The sequence below is a fragment of the Brevibacillus sedimenti genome (genome assembly GCF_020923495.1).
In the GTDB taxonomy this organism is placed as follows: domain Bacteria; phylum Bacillota; class Bacilli; order Brevibacillales; family Brevibacillaceae; genus Brevibacillus; species Brevibacillus aydinogluensis.
This window is the reverse complement of record NZ_CP064048.1, coordinates 652192-671391: the sequence shown is the minus strand read 5'-3', so window position 1 is coordinate 671391 and position 19200 is coordinate 652192. Positions and strand designations below refer to the sequence as shown.

The 19200-nt window shown below is 52.7% G+C and carries 13 protein-coding genes, 1 other RNA gene and 1 riboswitch; of the genes, 10 read left to right on the top strand and 4 right to left on the bottom strand.

Features of this window, described 5'->3' with window-relative positions:
* Positions 1–21: 21 nt before the first annotated feature.
* From rnr to ssrA, 3 genes are all read left to right on the top strand, one after another.
* Entirely contained in the window at positions 22–2463 is a 2442-nt protein-coding gene (rnr, locus tag IRT44_RS03205; protein WP_171566313.1) for a ribonuclease R, read from the top strand.
* Between the two features lie 98 nt (positions 2464–2561).
* Positions 2562–3035: an SsrA-binding protein SmpB gene (smpB, locus tag IRT44_RS03200; protein WP_212133504.1), complete on the top strand. Its 474-nt coding sequence runs from the start codon at positions 2562–2564 to the stop codon at positions 3033–3035.
* A gap of 306 nt (positions 3036–3341) precedes the next feature.
* Positions 3342–3697: a transfer-messenger RNA gene (gene ssrA / locus IRT44_RS03195) on the top strand.
* Between the two features lie 696 nt (positions 3698–4393).
* On the opposite strand, the gene IRT44_RS03190 is transcribed toward ssrA, so the two are convergent.
* On the bottom strand, positions 4394–4450 hold the full coding sequence (locus tag IRT44_RS03190) for a putative holin-like toxin (RefSeq protein ID WP_230077849.1): 57 nt from the start codon (positions 4448–4450) through the stop codon (positions 4394–4396).
* Between the two features lie 284 nt (positions 4451–4734).
* On the opposite strand from IRT44_RS03190, the gene IRT44_RS03185 reads away from it, so the two are divergent.
* Positions 4735–5955: a beta propeller repeat protein gene (locus tag IRT44_RS03185; RefSeq protein ID WP_171566311.1), complete on the top strand. Its 1221-nt coding sequence runs from the start codon at positions 4735–4737 to the stop codon at positions 5953–5955.
* An 894-nt stretch (positions 5956–6849) separates the two neighbouring features.
* On the opposite strand, the gene IRT44_RS03180 is transcribed toward IRT44_RS03185, so the two are convergent.
* Positions 6850–7662: a hypothetical protein gene (locus IRT44_RS03180; protein ID WP_230077441.1), complete on the bottom strand. Its 813-nt coding sequence runs from the start codon at positions 7660–7662 to the stop codon at positions 6850–6852.
* A 126-nt stretch (positions 7663–7788) separates the two neighbouring features.
* Positions 7789–8361, bottom strand: a complete 573-nt coding sequence (locus IRT44_RS03175; RefSeq protein ID WP_171566309.1) for a hypothetical protein — start codon at positions 8359–8361, stop codon at positions 7789–7791.
* A 388-nt stretch (positions 8362–8749) separates the two neighbouring features.
* Between IRT44_RS03175 and IRT44_RS03170 the strand changes: the two genes are divergently transcribed.
* A complete protein-coding gene (locus tag IRT44_RS03170) occupies positions 8750–9139 on the top strand; it encodes a hypothetical protein (RefSeq protein WP_230077440.1) in 390 nt (129 codons plus the stop codon).
* Between the two features lie 96 nt (positions 9140–9235).
* Here the strand turns inward: IRT44_RS03170 and IRT44_RS03165 are convergent, their stop codons facing one another.
* Entirely contained in the window at positions 9236–9703 is a 468-nt protein-coding gene (locus IRT44_RS03165; RefSeq protein ID WP_171566307.1) for a MarR family winged helix-turn-helix transcriptional regulator, read from the bottom strand.
* Between the two features lie 238 nt (positions 9704–9941).
* Here IRT44_RS03165 and IRT44_RS03160 point away from each other — a divergent pair, with 238 nt between their 5' ends.
* The 5 genes from IRT44_RS03160 to IRT44_RS03140 all read left to right on the top strand — a co-directional run bounded on the left by IRT44_RS03160 (position 9942) and on the right by IRT44_RS03140 (position 19116).
* Positions 9942–11132, top strand: coding sequence for an FAD-dependent oxidoreductase (locus IRT44_RS03160; protein WP_171566306.1), 1191 nt, complete (start codon positions 9942–9944; stop codon positions 11130–11132).
* 37 nt (positions 11133–11169) lie between these two features.
* Complete coding sequence (locus IRT44_RS03155) at positions 11170–13272, top strand: multicopper oxidase family protein (protein WP_230077439.1); 2103 nt, start codon at positions 11170–11172, stop codon at positions 13270–13272.
* Positions 13273–13306: 34 nt separating this feature from the next.
* Positions 13307–13990 carry an MBL fold metallo-hydrolase gene (locus tag IRT44_RS03150; RefSeq protein WP_230077438.1) on the top strand — a complete coding sequence of 228 codons (684 nt, stop codon included), beginning with the start codon at positions 13307–13309 and terminating at the stop codon, positions 13988–13990.
* Positions 13991–15380: 1390 nt separating this feature from the next.
* Positions 15381–15465: riboswitch (cyclic di-GMP riboswitch) on the top strand.
* A gap of 235 nt (positions 15466–15700) precedes the next feature.
* Positions 15701–17959: a methyl-accepting chemotaxis protein gene (locus IRT44_RS03145; RefSeq protein ID WP_171566303.1), complete on the top strand. Its 2259-nt coding sequence runs from the start codon at positions 15701–15703 to the stop codon at positions 17957–17959.
* Complete coding sequence (locus IRT44_RS03140) at positions 17956–19116, top strand: ATP-grasp domain-containing protein (RefSeq protein WP_212132816.1); 1161 nt, start codon at positions 17956–17958, stop codon at positions 19114–19116. Before IRT44_RS03145 ends, IRT44_RS03140 begins: the two co-directional genes overlap by 4 nt.
* The last annotated feature ends 84 nt before the right edge of the window (positions 19117–19200 follow it).

Here is a 19200-nt window from a genome sequence, read left to right as displayed (position 1 = left end):
TGCCGAAAAGGAGGATACGGAATGAAGGAACAGGATATCCTCGCGTTCATGCGGGAACAGGCGTATCACCCCATGACCGTGAAGGAGCTGGAGGAGGCGTTTGGACTGGCCGACACCGAGGCGTTCAAAGAGCTGGTCAAAACGCTGAATGCGTTGGAAGAACGGGGCGAAATCGTGCGGACCCGTACCAACCGCTACGGCGTGCCGGAAAAAATGAACCTGGTGCGCGGCCGACTGCAAAGCCATCCCAAAGGGTTTGGATTTGTCACCCCTGACACGCCTGGAGAGGACGACATTTACGTCCATGCCAACGACATGAACGGCGCCATGCACGGCGATACGGTCCTGGTTCGGGTGGAAAAGAAAACGAGCGGCAACCGCCTGGAGGGGCGGATCATCCGCATCGTGGAGCGCGGCGTGACGGAAGTGGTGGGAACGTTCAAGGATGAAACGTACTACGCCTACGTCATACCCGATGAGAAACGGATTGGCAGGGACATCTTCATCCCGAAAACAGCCTACAACGGGGCTGTGGACGGGCACAAGGTCGTCGCCAAGATCGTCCGCTACCCGGAAGGACGTACCAGTCCGGAAGGGGAAGTGATCGAGATCCTCGGGCATAAAAACGATCCGGGTGTGGACATTCTCTCGATCATCCGCAAGTATGGCCTGCCGGAAGCGTTCCCTGCCGACGTGCTGGCCGAGGCGGAAGCGGTGCCGGACGAAATCTCCGAGGAGGAGATCAAGGGCAGGCGTGACCTGCGCGACCGGATGATGGTAACCATCGACGGCGCGGATGCAAAAGACCTGGACGACGCGGTCTCGGTGGAGAAGCTGCCCAACGGCAATTACCTGCTGGGCGTCCACATCGCCGACGTCAGCTACTACGTCCGGGAACATTCCGCGCTGGATCAGGAAGCGTATCGGCGCGGCACCAGCGTCTATCTCGTTGACCGGGTAATCCCCATGCTGCCGCACCGACTGTCCAACGGCATCTGCAGCCTTAACCCCAAGGTGGACCGCCTGACGATCACCTGCGACATGGAGTTGGATGCGGAGGCCAACCTGGTCACCTACGACATCTACCTCAGCGTCATCCGCACCAATGAGCGAATGACCTACACGGATGTGCGCAAGATTTTGGAAGAAAATGATGAAGCGCTGATCGAAAAGTACAGCGAACTGGTGCCGATGTTCCGCCTGATGGAGGAGTTGGCCCGCAAGCTGCGCGCCAAGCGGATGCGCCGCGGCGCAATCGACTTTGACTTCCGCGAGGCGAAAATTTACGTCAACGAAGAGGGAACGCCGACGGAGATCGGCTTCCGCACGCGATCCATCGCCGAGTCGATCATCGAGGAATTCATGTTGGCGGCAAATGAAACCGTGGCAGAGCACTTCCACTGGATGAAACAGCCGTTTATGTACCGGGTGCACGAGGAACCCAACCCGGAAAAACTGATGGCCTTCATGGAGTTTGTCACCAACTTCGGCTACACGGTCCGCGGCAAGGGCAACACCGTCCACCCGCGCGCCCTTCAGCAGCTTCTGGAGGAGGTAAAAGGTACGCCCGAGGAGGTCATCATCAGCACGGTAATGCTGCGCTCGATGAAGCAGGCGCGCTACGACGCGGAAAGCCTGGGGCACTACGGCCTGGCGACCGACTTCTACACGCACTTTACCTCCCCGATTCGGCGCTACCCTGACCTGATCGTCCACCGGCGGATTCGCGAGTGGCTGGAGAATCGCGAGCTGTCCGAAAAGCGCTTGGCCTATTGGACAGAGCAGATGCCGATCATTGCGGAACACGCCTCCCAGCGCGAACGCATCGCCGTGGATGCCGAGCGGGAAACGGACGATTTGAAAAAGGCAGAGTACATGCTGGAGCGGATCGGCGAGGAATTTGAAGGCGTCATTTCCGGCGTTACGTCGTTCGGCATTTTCGTGGAGCTTCCTAATACAATTGAAGGTCTGGTGCACATCAGCTATCTGACCGACGACTACTACCATTACCACGAAAAGGCGTACGCCCTGATCGGGGAGCGGACGGGCAAACAGTTCCGCATCGGCGACGTGGTGCAGGTGCGTGTCTCCAACGTCAATGTGGATGAGCGGGCCATTGACTTTGAGATCGTCGGGATGAAGCGGCCCAACACCTTCCGCGGCCGGGAGCGCACCCCCAAGGTGATCGACGGGCGCAAAGGCAAGCGCGACACAAAACGGGCGTCCAGGCAGGAAAAGCCCCATCCCGCCGTGCTGCGCAAGCAACGAAAGCAGCGCCGTCAGCTCGAAGCCGCTCAGCAGATTGATGCCGGTCAAGCAGACACGTCCGAGGGTGACGTCGTGCCGCTCGACGAGGCAGAATCGCCGACGACCCGGCAAAAGGCGTTTTGGGAAGACCTGATCCGAGCCAAAAAATCGAAAAAGAAACACGTGGCCGCGCAGGCGAAACGGAAGCGGCGGTGATGATCTTGTCAAACGCCGCGATATTTGCTAGACTAACAGGTACGATATTGACCGATTCTACAGCCGTCCGTTTACCCAGGCAAGCGAGGTGATCTCCCATGGCAAAAGCGAAAACCGGTGTGAAGACGCTGGCGCAAAACCGCAAAGCGCGTCACGACTATCACATCGAAGACGTGTACGAAGCCGGCATTGCCCTGACAGGCACGGAGATCAAATCGGTGCGGGCCGGACGCGTACAGCTCAAGGACAGCTTCGCCCGCATTCAAAACGGCGAAGTTCTCTTGTACAACATGCACATCAGCCCGTATGAGCAGGGCAACCGCTACAACCACGAGCCGGAACGGACGCGCAAACTTCTGCTGCGCCGTCTGGAAATCCTCAAACTGAACGGCCTCACCCGCGAAAAAGGGTACTCGCTGGTGCCGCTCAGCCTCTACCTCAAGGGCGGCTGGGCCAAGGTGGAGCTGGCGCTGGTCAAAGGGAAGAAGAACTACGACAAGCGCGAGGACATCAAAAAGCGCGATGCTCAGCGGGAAGTGGAGCGCGCGCTGCGCGAGCGGCAGAAGGTGTAACGAAGCGGAAGACAAGTACCTCTTGTTTACTGCGATGGCATTTGATCGTGATGAATGGTGCTGTATCTGCTGGGCAGCGTACTTACAGGCAAGGTGCGCTGCCAGCAGCTGAACAGTGGCCGACAAGCCGTTGGCTGCAGGCACCGCGCATGGTGCACGATGGCAGGATTGGCACAAATCGACGTTGAGTTTTGAATGCCGCGTGTGCTATAGTAAGAAGGCAATGAACCCCGAAACTACAGTCTAGGTGTGGACAGTTGCCATCTTCGCCTAGACTTTTTTTCTCCTGATTGATTTTTTCATCACGGGGGCGTTCTGGATTCGACGGGAATAGTAGAGCATAAGAAGCGAGCCGGGGGGCTGCGGACCCCGTTAACAACGCGGAAAGCCATAACTGGCAACAAACAACTTTCTCTCGCTGCCTAATTACCAGCGAGGCTCTAACACTCCATCGGCCCGTGTGGCGTGATTAGGGCTCACTTCTAACGGGCTACGCCGGAGGTCTCCGCCTGGGGCCAAAGGAAGAAGATCAATCAGGCTAGGTTAGCGGCTGGCGTGTCGTTCCGCAGGCCGTTAGCCGAAATCTTATAGAACGACTGCGCTCGGAGATGCTTATGTGTCGCTATTTTCGGACGGGGGTTCGAATCCCCCCGCCTCCACCATACGCAAAAATAAAAGCACCCTTGAGGTGCTTTTTATTTTTGCGTCAGGCGAGCCGGGATCGGACTCGCAAGTCCGAGCGGACGGAGGGGGCGAAGGCCGAGCGGAGCGAAGCGAAGGGAGGCCGCTCGGAATCCGACCGTTAAACAAGCGAGCGAAGCGAGCAAAGGAAAGGGAGGATTCCGATTATCCCCCGCCCTAATGTGGGTGCTTTTTTGTTATGTACAGGCTGGTGCAGGATTTGAACTTGCAAGTCCGAACGGACGGAGGGGGCGAAGGCCGAGCGGAGCGAAGCGAAGGGAGGCCGCTCGGAATCCGACCGTTAAACAAGCGAGCGAAGCGAGCAAAGGAAAGGGAGGATTCCGATTATCCCCCGCCCTAATGTGGGTGCTTTTTTGTTATGTACAGGCTGGTGCAGGATTTGAACTCGCAAGTCCGAACGGACGGAGGGGGCGAAGGCCGAGCGGAGCGAAGGGAGGCCGCTCGGAATCCGACCGCTAAACAAGCGATCATCCCCCACACGTGGGGGTTTTACTTGCCGTTGTTTATGGTATAATATGTGAACAGGATCTTGTGCATCATAAAAAGGACCGCAGGTGCTGCTACACCTACGGTCTGTACAATAGACGTTCCCCACAAGGGGGGCGGCTCATTGTTTACAGTGGAGTAGATCACCGGTTGCCAAACTCAAGGGTGATCTACTTTTTCTTTGGGAACGACAGCAATGCGACAATCAACAATCCGAAAGAGATCATCAGGCTGATTGCCTCGTACACTGTCATGTTCTCACCCCCTTCCCGCGTGGGATGAGAGGTGAGCCGACCACCCTTGAGGAGCCATATCTATTGTACAAGGTAAATTATACCATGGAATTGTGAGGTCCGATAGTTGAGCGATGTGAAGCCGCTTGGTAACCTCCCGTTTGCACCTGCACTCACTCCCTGAAATTGGTTGAAATATTTTGGGGAACATTGCGTCAAAGTTATTGAAGCAGCTTTTATGGGTGATGGGTTTCAGACAGTAACAGGGAGTGATCATTTTGACATATGCATACAGACGCGCGTTTGCGATCATCCTGGCGGTGCTTCTGGGCATCTTCGCGGGGTGTTCCGGCTCCAATGAGGTGCCGACCCCCGCGGCGGAGCAACCGTCCGATACGAACTCCCAGGCTGGTTCCACTCAGGGATCGGCGTCTTCCGCGACAGGGGAACCATCGCCGGGGGGAAGCGGGGAGAATTCCGCTCCATCCGCTACGACACCTGCCAAGCTGGGAAACGTGACAGCCGTGCGGTTGGCGGATTTCCGCTCGGGCTGGGTCGGCGGCAAAGGGTGGATCGCGCGGACCGACGACGCAGGAAAGAGCTGGCGCGTCCAGCATCAAGTAGAAGGTGCGGTGGAACAGGTATTTGCGCTGAACCACCAGCTGGCGTGGGCGACCGTGGCCCGGGATGGGGCGGCCGACGGTGAACGCCTCCTGTATCACACCAAGGACGGCGGCAAGCACTGGTCGCTTGTGGGCAAGGTGCCGCAGCCGGGATTTCTCCATTTTGTGTCCGGCCAGGAGGGCTTTGTCGCCCATTGGCGGACGACGGACGGGGGAAAAACGTGGAAGCCGCTCCCGGTTCCGAAGCAGCTGACAGGCGATGCCTATTTTCACGACAAAGCGAATGGGTGGGCGGTGACGCAGGAGAACGGCGTCTTTCAGGTGATGCGAACCGTCGACGGAGGCCAGTCGTGGAGCGCGGTGATGAAGCGCGAAACGGTTGCCCTGCTCAGCGGTGCGGTCATCCGTTCGGCCGGAAAAGATGACGCCTGGATTCAGTGCATCGGGGGATACGGCATGAACCAAACCTCCTATTCCCTGTTTCACACCACGGATGGCGGACGGCACTGGCAGACCGTAATCGCGAAGTCGACGGCAGGCGGTGGACCTGCTCCGGGATTCCCCGCCGATTATCCCGGCGGCCCGACGATTGACGGTTCCGCGCCAGGCCCCTTGTACGTGGTCAATCCCGACATCGCCTTCATGGGCGGACGTTGCATGGCGTGCGATCTGCCCAATACGATCGGGTGGACGAAGGACGGCGGCAAAACGGTGGAAAAGGGGACGGAATCGTTCCCTGGATTTGGGGATATGCTGTTGGCCTTTGAAGACGGGAACAAGGGGTGGTTGATCTGCTCGGATTCCAAGGAACCGACCGTCATGTACACGACGGTGGATGGCGGCAAGCATTGGGCGAAGGCGCACGTGTTTGACTAGCGTTCCGGGAAACGGGGGACTGGCGAAATTCGTTTGCCCCTATGATAGGGAAGCATGGTTCGGAACGATTGGTTCTGAAGCGGTCAACAAGTATTGGCGGAACAACCCTTCTTCCGGCTGATGGGGCCGGCTTTCTGTATTCGAGCTTGGCGAAGCGGCGTGCTGACATTCCCCGTGCGTAAAGACATAATGCAGAAACGGGTTAATGCACGGCGCACGGGTGAAAAAAATCGAAAAAGCACCAGAGGGCGACTGAGCAAAAAACTTGTTAACTCCCATGAAACGGAATTAATTTTATGTTTATGTACGAAAGGGTTTTACTTGTTGTTGTTTATGGAAAATAATCCTGTGTATTATATAAAGGACCGCAGGTGTTGCTACACCTGCAGTCTGTCCTCCACAAGCGAGAGGACAATTGTTAGCTGCGGAGTAGATCACCAGGCTGACAGGTGATCTACTTTTTCTTTTAATACGCAGCATTGCGACAATCTGAAAGAGATTATTAAGCTGATTGGCTCGTCACAAGTTCTCACCCGTGCAGGATGAGAGGTTGAGCTGACCACCCTTGAGGAACTGTATCCATTATACAAGGTGAATTTTGCCATCAACTTTCAAGGTCCGAAAGATGAGCAAAGCCGCTTAGAATCCTTCCGTAGACAAGACAACAAGGGATTCTCTAAAAATAAGGGAGCCATATCAAAAAACTCGGTAGTGAGTTGACGAGACCACATTCAAGGAAGAGAGAGGTTTTTTGAAAATGGCTCAATATCAGATTACTGTAGATGCACAACTTTTGTAGCAACTATTTCTCAAAAATCTTAGATTTGGGGGTGATCAAGCAACCAGAAATGGTAGAATAAGGTTTCTCAAGCTATTGAATGGTGGTCTTATGCTTTAATTTGCAGGAAGCTTGAAATCGTTTCGAAAGATCATATTTGGAATATCTGCATATTCAATGTTGCCTTGACGCTCACTAATTAATAAAGGTCTTGCCTCAATATTGATGATTTGGTTAGGCGGAAAATTTACTTTCCAATACACGGTCAATTGTAACTGTTCTTTTGGATTTAGCTTGACCCCATCTGTTGGCAGCGGCACTTCTTTATTATCGACTAAGATTTTTATGTCACTTCGGTCATATGTAATATAAGGATTATGTAATAATATGCCTTTAATAATAACAGGGTAATCATTGTCGTTTCTTGGGAAAATTGTCAATGGTGTTGATACTGGAAAGACTCCTATATTTTTTCCTAAAGGCATGACTCCGGAAAACACACCTTTATGTACATTTATATTAATATTCCCCAACTCCATAACCTTTCTACCATATTTCGTATGAAAAGCTATCTGGTTAAAAGTATGTGTACCAGTTCTTTGTGACAAAAGATGAACAAACAATGCTTTTTGTTTTAATGTCCCTTGAGGGGGATTTTCTTCAATGATAAACTTCTCAATCTTCACTAAATCGGTATGAGGTAGTAACTCTATTGACTCTATATCGCTTTGATTTAGTTCTAAATCAGGAGAGTGATTAAAGGCAAGATTTAAGATAAACAAATTTTGATAACTATTATCCCAGTATGATTCATAACTACCTTCATTCTTCACTACATAGAATTCTTGGGTCGATACTTCCTGAGTACATGAAGATAATAAACATGATACTGCCAACAATGTGACGAAAAAAAACTTTCTAGACATCATAAATTGTCTCCCTTCTTACACATATCGGCAACTTGCACGCCCCAACTCTATAATTATGCTTCAACTATTCACATCAGGCAGGGCATAGAAGATAGGGGCCTCACTTCGAGCCCCTCCTTCTTATAATTATTCGGTTATCCATCTTAGATGTGTTGGGTAATAGACCTCAACGTATTTTGAGCCAGTAAGGTATTTCCATGTGCCTTTTATGATTGCTAGGGAAGGTGACGCCTTTAAAGTAACCGTTGTGTATGGTTTAACTGGAACGGAGAACTGCGAAGATCTCTCAACAGTATTTGTTGCTTGGTATCCCATTGTTGCATTGAATGCATCCAAAAAATTTGCGTTCACACTAGTATTATACGTCGTTGATTTAGATGCCTTTGCGGTGAACGTGTAATTTACAGTTTGTGAGTAATTATTTGTGTACGATTCGACAGTAAAAGGAAGTCCGCATGCTTTTGACTCACCGCTATAAACCCACTTGTCTAAAAGTAGTGGAGTAATACTAGATGTATCACCAGAATACTCTACTTCGTAAGGAATTTTAAAATATTGAATTTTCGTACTAGAAGAACCTGGTGTTTTGTCATCAGCTCCGCAATAGTTGCCAGAAGGTTTTGTATACGCAAATGCAGTAGGAGTCAATGATGCCATGACAACCGATGCAAAGAGGAAAAGTCCAATGATTTTCTTCATGTACATCTCTCCTTTTTATACGATTTTAATAAGAAATTATTACAAAAATATTCCGACTATCACCTCCTATACCAAAAAATACATCTTTTTTTGAATTTTGTAAATAGTCATTTCTATATCTTATCTCTTAGCAAAAATGCCTGATCTCCTCTTATGGAAGTTTTTGTAGTTATGTATCCGATCCCCTCTAGTCTAATGCAAATTCTAGAATATCTATAAGTTTGCTGTAGTCGTAGCCATGAGGTCTATAGAAACTTAGGGGACAATAGCAATTTCTAAAATGACAATTGTCAACGCTGCGGAACATCGGAATCTGCAGACGGTCATCTTAGTAGACAAGGAAGACGACATCAAACCCGTCACTATATCGTTGAAAACGGGAGACAGTATGAGCAATGTACAGCTGCGCCGTCTGCTCGACGACATCAGCTGCAGCGAGTCCAAGGAGGACAAAGTCCGGCTCATCCGGTCTCATTTTTTCTCTTTGCACGATTATCTGGATCTGTTGGAGAGCGACTGCCTGTACGGGGAAGATTACGAAGCGCTGTACGCATCGTTTGGTGACACGGAACTGGCGATCTTGTGCAAGATCATGTTCTATGAAGAGTTGCGAGGCGGGGCTGCGGACCTTTACACCATTATCCAGGGGCGGGAAGGGGCGGAGCGCGATTGGCAGAATCATTTGATCGGCTTTATGAAACGTCTTGACGCTTCGCGTATCCGGGCGATTGATGAATGGATCGGCAGCATTACGTATGAAGAGATCAGCTTTTATTGACTGCACATCGCTCGGTGTGTTGAGGCGTGCGCGCCGAGCGATGCATGAATGATCCAAAGCTTATCCATCCGCCGGTTCATCGCTTCGATGGATGTTTTATCCCTTCAACCGCTCCGTTTGCCTGGCAAGAATGTGCGCGGATCGTTCGAGGTAGTCGAGGATCAGCCGCAGTTCGTCTGCGCTGTACCGGGAATACAGCTCGGCCATGGCCTTGCCGAGCGGCGCGAAGACGTCCTGAATCGGTTGAAGGTTGCTTGGGATTGGTTCGACATAGACGACGCGCAGATCGTTGGGATCTTTTGCCCGGCGGACAAATCCCGCTTTCTCCAGGCGGTTGATCACGCTGGTGATGGCGCCTGTCGTCAGTCCCGTGAGCTCGGCCAGCTGCCCGGCGGTCGCTCTTCCCATCTCCAGCACAATATTCAGGCACTTATGATCGGTGATGTTTAACCCCAGCGATTTGGCTACGGCCTGGTGGAAAAACACGGTCTGGGTGGACAGCTTCCGGGAAGCATCTTGCAAGGAAGCGTACAGTTCCGGTTGAACCGGTTCGCGGCGATTCATGGACAATCCCCCCATCACAATTTCATCTCCGACCAAAGTCGGGGAGCAAATCGGGCTGCAGCCGGTACAAGAAGCTTCTCATTCCCCGTAATATGGATATGGAAAGCGGAGCGCATTTTGCATATATTTTAATTATTAAGATATAGGAAATCGTCCGCTTATGCAAATGTGACACCTCCGGCCTTATATCTTAATTTTTAAGATAATAACCAATGTGTTCAAGGAGGAGAATGACACGATGCGAAACAAGCGAGCGCTGATTATCGGCTGCGGAATTGCTGGACCTGCGATTGCGATCTTTTTGCGGCGGGCCGGATACGAACCGCGCATTTATGAAGCACAGCCGGATCATGATGATTACGCCGGCCTGTTTCTGAATGTGGCGCGCAACGGCATGCGCATCCTGAGCGAACTGGGCGTAGACGACCGCATTCGCAGGGAAGGCATTGAAATGCGCGTCATGAGTTTTCACAGCAGCAGCGGCAAATGGCTGGGGACGATCGGCGACCGTTCCGGAGAAGTGCAAGGGTTCACGGTGAAACGGGGATTTTTGCACAAAGTGCTGCGCGAAGCAGCCTTGCAGGAAGGCATCCCGATTGAATTCGGCAAAAGGCTTGCAAATCTGCAGATGACGGATCGGCAGGTGACCGCCTTTTTTGAAGACGGGACCTCTGCGGAAGGCGATTTGCTGGTCGGCTGCGACGGCATTCATTCCCGCACGCGCAGGCTGATATTGCCCAACGCTCCGGAACCGGATTACACGGGCCTGATCAGCTTTGGCGGCTTTGCGCGCGGCGTCGATGTTCCGCGCGAGCCCGGCACCCAGCACATGGTATTCGGGAAAAAAGCGTTTTTCGGTTATCTGGTCAAGTCGGACGGAGAAATCTACTGGTTCGGTAATCTCGATTATCCGGGCAGGCCGACGAGAAAAGAATTGATGTCCATACCACAGGCGGAGTGGCGTCAAGTGATCAGCAACCTGTACCAAGGCGAACTTCAGCCCGTTCCGGACATTATTCGCAAGACGGAAAGCGACATCGGCGTCTATCCGATCTACGACCTGATCTCCGTCTCCGCCTGGTACAGCGGACCCGCGGTACTCATCGGCGACGCGATTCATGCGACTTCGCCCAACGCCGGGCAGGGGGCTTCGCTGGCGCTTGAGGATGCCTTGATGCTCGCCAAATGCGTCCGGGACATCGGCAATCTGGGAGAGGCGTTCCGGCACTTTGAGCTGTTGCGGCGGGAACGGGTGGAGAAGATCGTCAAGTATTCGAGAAGCATTGGCCAGCGCAAACATGCGACGAATCCGGTACAAGTGTTTTTCCGCGATTTGATGCTCCCTTTCTTTCTGAAGATGGCGAGCCGTCAATCTCTCGCGTGGATGTACGATTATCGCGTGAACTGGCATGACAAGGTAACGGTATAAAGGGGCTCCTGGAGGGAGACGTAAAGGAGGCAATTTCGTGCTCGAGGCACTGTATGGTCTGGAATTTATTCTGTTGTTGGCGCTTGTGATCGTCTGGGGGCTGACCGGACTTGCGGCGAATCGTCTGAAATACGTTTCGTTTCGGCAAACCGGTGTTTCCCGGTGGAGAAAAGCGGTGCGAGTCGGCGTTTGGGCGGGCTTCATCCTGCTTTTCCTCTGGGGTGTCGTCATGACGGTAGCCTATTTCACGCTAGGCTGGTATTTCGTCATGGATCGCGTTATCGTCATGCTGCCGCTCTTGGCTCTGCCGGCTATTTTCGTGGCCAGAAGCGCTCTGCCATTCTTGAAGCAGAACACGGTCATGACGCCGAAATCTTTGGTGTTCATCGCGGCATCCATTCACACGATGGCAGCCGGGGCCCTCTTGGTGCTGTCTCTGGTAATGTTCGATATTCCATCCATCCCGGATGTGAGAGAGTCCACGCTGTACCTGGCCGTGCTGGTGGGATGCGCCGCTCTGCTGTGGTTGTACCATCGGCGGCGCGTAGAGATCATCCGGTACCGCCCCCAGGGGATTCTGGCGCGGGTATTGAGAAAAACCGCGTTGGCATCAGCGGCGGTTGTCCTGTTGGTGGCGTGGTTTCAGTGGTCGCTTGCAAACAGCAAATTTCCTGAATCCATGGCGATGATTCACCCGGAAACGTTTGAATATGGCGGAGGTTCCGAAATTTCGAGCGTTGTATCGTCAGATCATCACGGTCACCATGCCGTCATGCCGGCAGGAGGCAGCGCAGCAGCGGTGAGCGTCGCCGATTTGACAGGCCCCCGCACCGGCCAACCCGACAAACGCTTTACGCTCGTCGCGCAGAAGAAGACGATCCGGCTCGCATCGGGACACACGGTCGAAGCGTGGACATTTAACGGCCAGGTTCCGGGCCCGCAGCTGGTGGTGCACGAAGGAGATCTGGTGGAAGTCACGCTGCGGAATCAAGATATTGAACAAGGGGTTACTTTGCATTGGCACGGCGTCGATGTTCCAAACGCGGAAGACGGGGTGGCGGGATTGACCCAAGATGCCGTCATGCCCGGCGAATCCCATACGTATCGCTTTGTCGTGGAAGAGACGGGCAGCCATTGGTATCATTCCCATCAAGTTTCTTCGGTCCAGGTTGCCAAAGGGCTGTTCGGGGCCTTCATTATCCTGCCCAAGCGCAGTGATGCGAGCAGTGCCGGGAATGGTCAGACGAGCGGCGAGGAAGCCGATGTCACGGTTTTCGCTCACGACTGGGAAACGCCGGATGGAGAGACAGCGGTTCTGCATCTGCCAGCCCCCGCTCAAAGCCAAATCATAAAGCCCGGTACGAAGGTGAGGCTTCGGCTCATGAACAGCGCCAGCAATACGAAAATATTCTCGCTTCATGGGACGCCTTTCCAAGTGTCCGCGATTGACGGTTGGGACATTCACAAGCCGGGGGTGGTGACCGACCGGCGGCTGAAAATCGGGGGAGGCGGCCGGTATGATGTGACATTTACGATGCCTGAACATCCGGTAACATTGGCGCTGGATGAGAGGGAATCCCAAGCCGTTGTTGTATTCAGTAAAGACGGGCAGGGGAAAGCCGACATCCGGGCAGGAGGTGCGATCCTGGACCCGCTGGAATACGGTGCTCCCGCTCCGGCACCAATTGATGACACTGCAAAGTTTGACCGGGAATTTCTCATGGTGTTGGACCAGATCTATTTGGGGAATTACAATGGCTCCTCGAATCACTTGTGGGCCATTAACGGGGAAGTGTTTCCGCATACGCCGACGTTCGTGGTGGAGGAAGGGGACCTCGTCAAGACGCGCATCGTCAACCGGTCGTTTTCGGAGCATCCGATGCATCTGCACGGACATCATGTTGTTGTCCTAAGCCGAAACGGCAAGCCGTACAAGGGCAGTCCGCTCGTGCTTGACACTGTCCTCGTGGAACCGGGCGAAACCTACGAAGTGGCATTCCGCGCCGACAATCCGGGCATCTGGATGGATCACTGCCACATACTGGAGCATGCGGCGTTGGGGATGTCGATGCATTTGACGTATCCCAACGTGACAACGCCTTATACGGTTGGCGAGGCGTCGGGGAATCACCCGGAATAAACGATACGGACTTATGGAAAGTAGGGTGAAGCGTATGGAGATTGTCGAACTGAGCATTTCGTTTGAATTTAATGGCACAACCAATGTGATCTATCCCAGTTTGATCGTATCGGAGAATGAACTGGCTTTGGTCGATACCGGGTATCCGGGGTTTCTCCCTCTCATCGAAAGCGAGATCGCAAGAAACGGCTATGACGCGAAGAATCTCACACATATCATCATTACGCATTACGATGATGACCATATCGGCTCACTGTATGATTTTAAAGCAAAATACCCGTGGATACGGATTATCGCAAGTGAACAGGAAGCCAGGTTCATCAGCGGTGAAAGCAAAGCAGAGCGATTGATTCAGGCTGAAAACCTGCTGCAGCATTTGCCTGTGGAACAACAGGCATTTGGCAAATGGTTCATCCAGCAGTTGAAGAGTTTGAAACATGTGCCCGTTGATCACGTGGTGCGCGATGGCGGCATGCTGTTTTCCAATCAATGTAAAATCATCGCTACTCCCGGACATACTTCCGGGCACATTTCCCTGTATGTTCCCGAACTGAACAGCGTGATTACCGGTGATGCTGCGGTGAATGACAACGGTCAACTCGTCGTCGCCAATCCGCATTATTGTTTGGATCTGGAAAAAGCGGAGCAATCGTTGCGAACCATTACAAGTCTGCACGCTGCGCATTATTACTGTTACCACGGCGGAAAATTAGGCTGAGCGCTCTTTTATCGTTATGAAGGAACAGCCCCCTCAAACAAGTCGTTTGGGGGGTCAGCGTGTAGACAAAGTTCGCGGCGCATGGGAGATCGGGCCCGCTCGCTCGCTTGACGCCCAGCACAGAAGCGAATGAAGTCCGCTCCAAAACGAGACGCGGGCAGGGGACAAACATCTGGGTATTTCGAGGAAGTGAGACTTGTGTCCCCTGTTGATTCCCGCGTCTTCGTTTTTCCGCTGAGCAGGTCGTCAAAGGAGCTCGCTTGGCCCATCCCTCCACGCGATGCACATTGTCTTCCGCTTCGGTTGATGAATGGGCAGGCCTTTCGGCCTGGAAATCATTTTTTGTGGACGCTAACTCAATGAACCGTTTGTCTTCGGTCCGCCCCTTCAAACAAGTCGTTTGGGGGGTCAGCGTGTAGACAAAGTTCGCGGCGCATGGGAGATCGGGCCAGCTCGCTCGCTTGACGCCCAGCACAGAAGCGAATGAAGTCCGCTCCAAAACGAGACGCGGGCAGGGGACAAACATCTGGGTATTTCGAGGAAGTGAGACTTGTGTCCCCTGTTGATTCCCGCGTCTTCGTTTTTCCGCTGAGCAGGTCGTCAAAGGAGCTCGCTTGGCCCATCCCTCCACGCGATGCACATTGTCTTCCGCTTCGGTTGATGAATGGGCAGGCCTTTCGGCCTGGAAATCATTTTTTGTGGACGCTAACTCAATGAACCGTTTGTCTTCGGTCCGCCCCCTCAAACAAGTCGTTTGGGGGGCAGCGTGTAGACAAAGTTCGCGGCGCATGGGAGATCGGGCCAGCTCGCTCGCTTGACGCCCAGCACAGAAGCGAATGAAGTCCGCTCCAAAACGAGACGCGGGCAGGGGACAAACATCTGGGTATTTCGAGGAAGTGAGACTTGTGTCCCCTGTTGATTCCCGCGTCTTCGTTTTTCCGCTGAGCAGGTCGTCAAAGGAGCTCGCTTGGCCCATCCCTCCATGCGATGCACATTGTCTTCCGCTTCGGTTGATGAATGGGCAGGCCTTTCGGCCTGGAAATCATTTTTTGTGGACGCTAACTCAATGAACCGTTTGTCTTCGGTCCGCCCCCTCAAACAAGTCGTTTGGGGGGGGTTTTATACGCCCATCACGCCAATAAAATGTTTTTATCGAACCTCAAATCCCCATTCCATCATCTCTTCATCCCTCCTACCAAGCTCCTCTCTACCGATCAATCCTATGTGAGAAAACTCCCAAGCCGCTGGAAATTTCGCTGCAAATCCATAGGTCTATCAACTTTCGCGGTATAGGAAATATTGACCAGTAACCTAATTCGTTATATCATGAATGTGACAAAAAGACACAATATATTACAGAAACCACTAAAATCCACTAAATTTCGACAAGGTTCGTCAATGGCAAACTTATCGAAAGATAAGGACGCAAAGCCTCGGGTCTAAGTTGTCAAAACTATGATGGCCGGGTTGCCGAAACCGATGCGCTCTATTTCACTCAGTCTCAGGAATGGCGGCTATTCGGGTAACCGAATAGTCTTTTTTGTGAACATTCCAGCAAGGGAAAATGGTTCCACGGCCACCGTTATCGTCTGCTTAGTGGCAGCCGGTTTTGCCAGTCCAACCTTTCGAATGAGCGAAAGGGGGTTACAGGTTTGTTCTAGGATGCCATTTCATATCACTTCAAACCAACAGACGATCGGAGGTAGAAACATGAACGCGACGAGCAAAAAATGGGACTTCCAATGGCGCGGGTTGCGGTTGCGCAGTTTAAAAGCCCGTGTCCTCTTCTTGTTTGTGATCATTCTCGTCCTGCAATTGGGACTGTCCTCATTTGCCATCAGTTATTCCAAACAAACCATTCAGCAGGAGGAGATCAACAAAACAAGCAGCCTCCTGCAGTCCAAGATTCAGCTGATCGGGGAAGAGTTCGAAAAAATCGGGGTGGTCAGCAAGCTGGCCAACTCTTCGTACGAGAAAAAGCTGGAGGAACTGCGCGGATATCCGGATGACCTGGTCAACCAGTTGTTTGAGAGCAAGTATCGGATGAGCAACGGGTTGTACGCGTTGGACGAATATGTCGCCAAAACAAAGGCGGACATCGGGAATGCGCGGATTGAAAAAGGACCGCTGACCGTTGAGCAAAAGCGGCAGATTTTGGCGTCCGAGAGCTTCGACGGTCTGTTTGCGACGATTAAAAAGACAATTCCCGAATCGCAGTGGTACTATTTTACGACCGTTCACAAGTTCCAAAAAATTTATCCGTTCGTGGATAACAAGGAAGGCGCCTATACGACCGACAAATCCATGGCCAATGAATTTTTCCAAATCGCCGTGCCCGAAAACAACCCCAGCCGGGAGATTAAATGGACGAAGCCGTACAAGGACGAATTGGGAACAGGCATGATGGTGACGGCTTCCATCCCGATTTATGCACAGGACAAGTTCCAGGGCGTCTTCTCCATCGACATTTCCTTGACGGGTGTGGCGGACATCGCCAACTCGCTCTCGCTGGCGGACGGCATGCACGCCATGGTTGTTGATTCCTATCAAAACATCTTGACGGGCGCAGTCAAACAGGTGGAGACAAACGAACAGAATACGCTGGAAACCGATATTGAAGATCCTGCCATGAAGGCGTGGATGGTGAAGGTATTAAACGAACAGAAAGACAGCGATCTGTACACCGATCAGGACGATCTCGTGTTTGCCAACAAGATCGAAGAGACAGGGTGGTATTTGTTCCTGTGGGTTCCTGTCAAAAACATTGAAAAATTGTCCGACCAGCAGGTGATGCTCATCAGCCTGATCATCTTCATGTTCATCGTGGGGATTGTGATTGTTTTCGCATACATCTCCAAACGTCTGAACGTGCTGTCGGACGTACGCGACCGTCTGGTTGCCATCGCCTCGGGCGGCGGAGATCTGACGGGGCGCATTCAGGTATCCGGGTCAGATGAAATTCGTCAATTGGCCGACGCATTTAATGAATACCTGAACCAATTGGAGAAGATGATCGCCGACATCAAACGTTCGGCCACGACCGTTGTTGACTACTCCATTCAATTGGAGGAAAACATCGCGTCCAGTACCGAGTACATCGAGGGCATCAACCGCAAAACCAACGACGTAAGCAATGAGTCCACCAACATCTCCGCGGTGGCGCAGGAATTGAGCGCGGCGGTGGAGGAGATTGCCGCGACCACTCGGGACAACCTGTCCACGTTGGGCCATCTGGTCAATGAAATTACACAGATCAAGAACTTGTCCGAAAACTCGGAGGGCGTTGCCAACAAGGCGCTGGCCGGCATGGACAATATCGAGGTCGAAGTGAAGAAGTCGGTTGACATTGCCAAGCAGCTGGAAGACAGCATGAAACGAATCAGCGACATCGTGACGACCATGACCAGCATCAGTACACAGACCAATCTGCTCGCGTTGAACGCTTCGATTGAGGCGGCGCGGGCGGGTGAAGCCGGCAAAGGTTTCTCGGTCGTAGCCGAAGAGGTTCGCAAGCTGGCGGAAGAATCCAAGAACAGTTCGGACAATATTCACGGCATTATTGGCGAACTGCAAAACTCGCTCAGTGAGACCATCCACACGCTCAGCAAGCAGAGCGAGATTATTCTGCGGGAAAAACAAAATGTCATGTCGCTGATCGAACACATGAAAGAGATCAAAACGTCGATTGAAAGTTCCACGGAGCAGATCAAGACGTTCGAGGCGAATGTGGACGCGCAGGCTGACGGAACGGACGCTTCGTCCCAAAATCTGGGGCAGGTAACCGAAAGCATCACGGAAATGACGGCGGCTCTGATGACGATCAGCAGCAACATTCAAAATCAGACGGAGATTCAATCTGATATGAGACAGATTGCCGGTCAGATGAAAGCGACCTCCGAACAGCTCAATGAGTTGGTCAAAAAGTTTGTGGTGCGCGGCGATGCGGGTAAGGAGGAACAATCTGCATGATGATGGTGTTGGATAAGCCGTACGTATCTCTGCTCTTGTCCCAGACTCTTGCCAATGTGGGCGTACCGGCGGTGAAGTGCGGGGATATCCGCATTCCGCTGGATAAAACGCTGGAGATTTGGCAGTTGGACGAGGTGGCGGATCGTGTGCGTGATCCCGACCTTGCGCTGTTGTGCAATTCCGAGTATGCGGTGGCGTCCGTGTATCCGCTTCTGAAGGGAACACCGCTCATGGAACAGGCGGAGCTGTTTAAAAACAAGATCAAGTTTCGCGAGACCTTGCGAAAGCTGTATCCCGACTTCTTTTTCCGCGAGTGTTCCTATGAGGAGATTTTCCGACTGCCGGTGGAGACACTTCCGTTTCCACTGGTGGTCAAGCCGACAAAAGGCTTTCGCAGCGTCGGCGTTTACCTGGTGGAAAAGCCGGACGAATGGCCGGCGATGTGCAAGCAGCTGCAGGCGGACATGAGAGCGGCTAAGGAGATTTATCCCGAGTCGGTCGTGAGCGCCAGCAGCTTTATCCTGGAGGAGTGGATTCAGGGAGAGGAATACGCGGTCGATGCGTTTTACGATGCAAACGGGGAACCTGTCGTCCTGAACGTGTTCAAGCGCATGTTTGCGCACGAAGCCGACACGTCCGACCGGATTTATTTCACCGGGAAAAGCGTGCTGCTGGAGGCCCTGGCCAAAATCGAGACATTTATGAAGCAGTTGGGCCATGAAATGCAGCTCCGCCGATTCCCGATGCACTTTGAAGTGCGGATTTCCAAATCGGGCCAGCTCATTCCAATCGAGGTGAATCCGCTCCGCTTCGCCGGCCTGTGCACGACCGATCTGGGGGCGCATGCGTACGGCGTCAACGTGTACGAGTACTTCTTCCAGCAGAAGAAGCCCAAGTGGGACGAGATCATTGCGTCCCTGGACGATTCCATTTTCAGTTTCCTGTGCGCGGAGCTGCCGTTGAGCATTGACGGAAAGTCTATTGAGTCCGTGCACGACCGGAAGTTTGAAAAGAACTTCAGCGACATTCTGGAATACAGGCTCATCCCGTATGAAGAATATCCCACATTCTCCGTCGTCTTTTACCGCAGCCCTTCTCTGAAAGAGAATGAGTACCTGCTGCATTTGGATTTGGAACAGTACCTGGTCATGAAATAGCTCTTGTCGTCAGATGCGGCTAGAAACAGACGGCGTCGGGGTCCAAGCGGAATGATGACGCCGTCGTGCTGGAAAAAGCGAGGG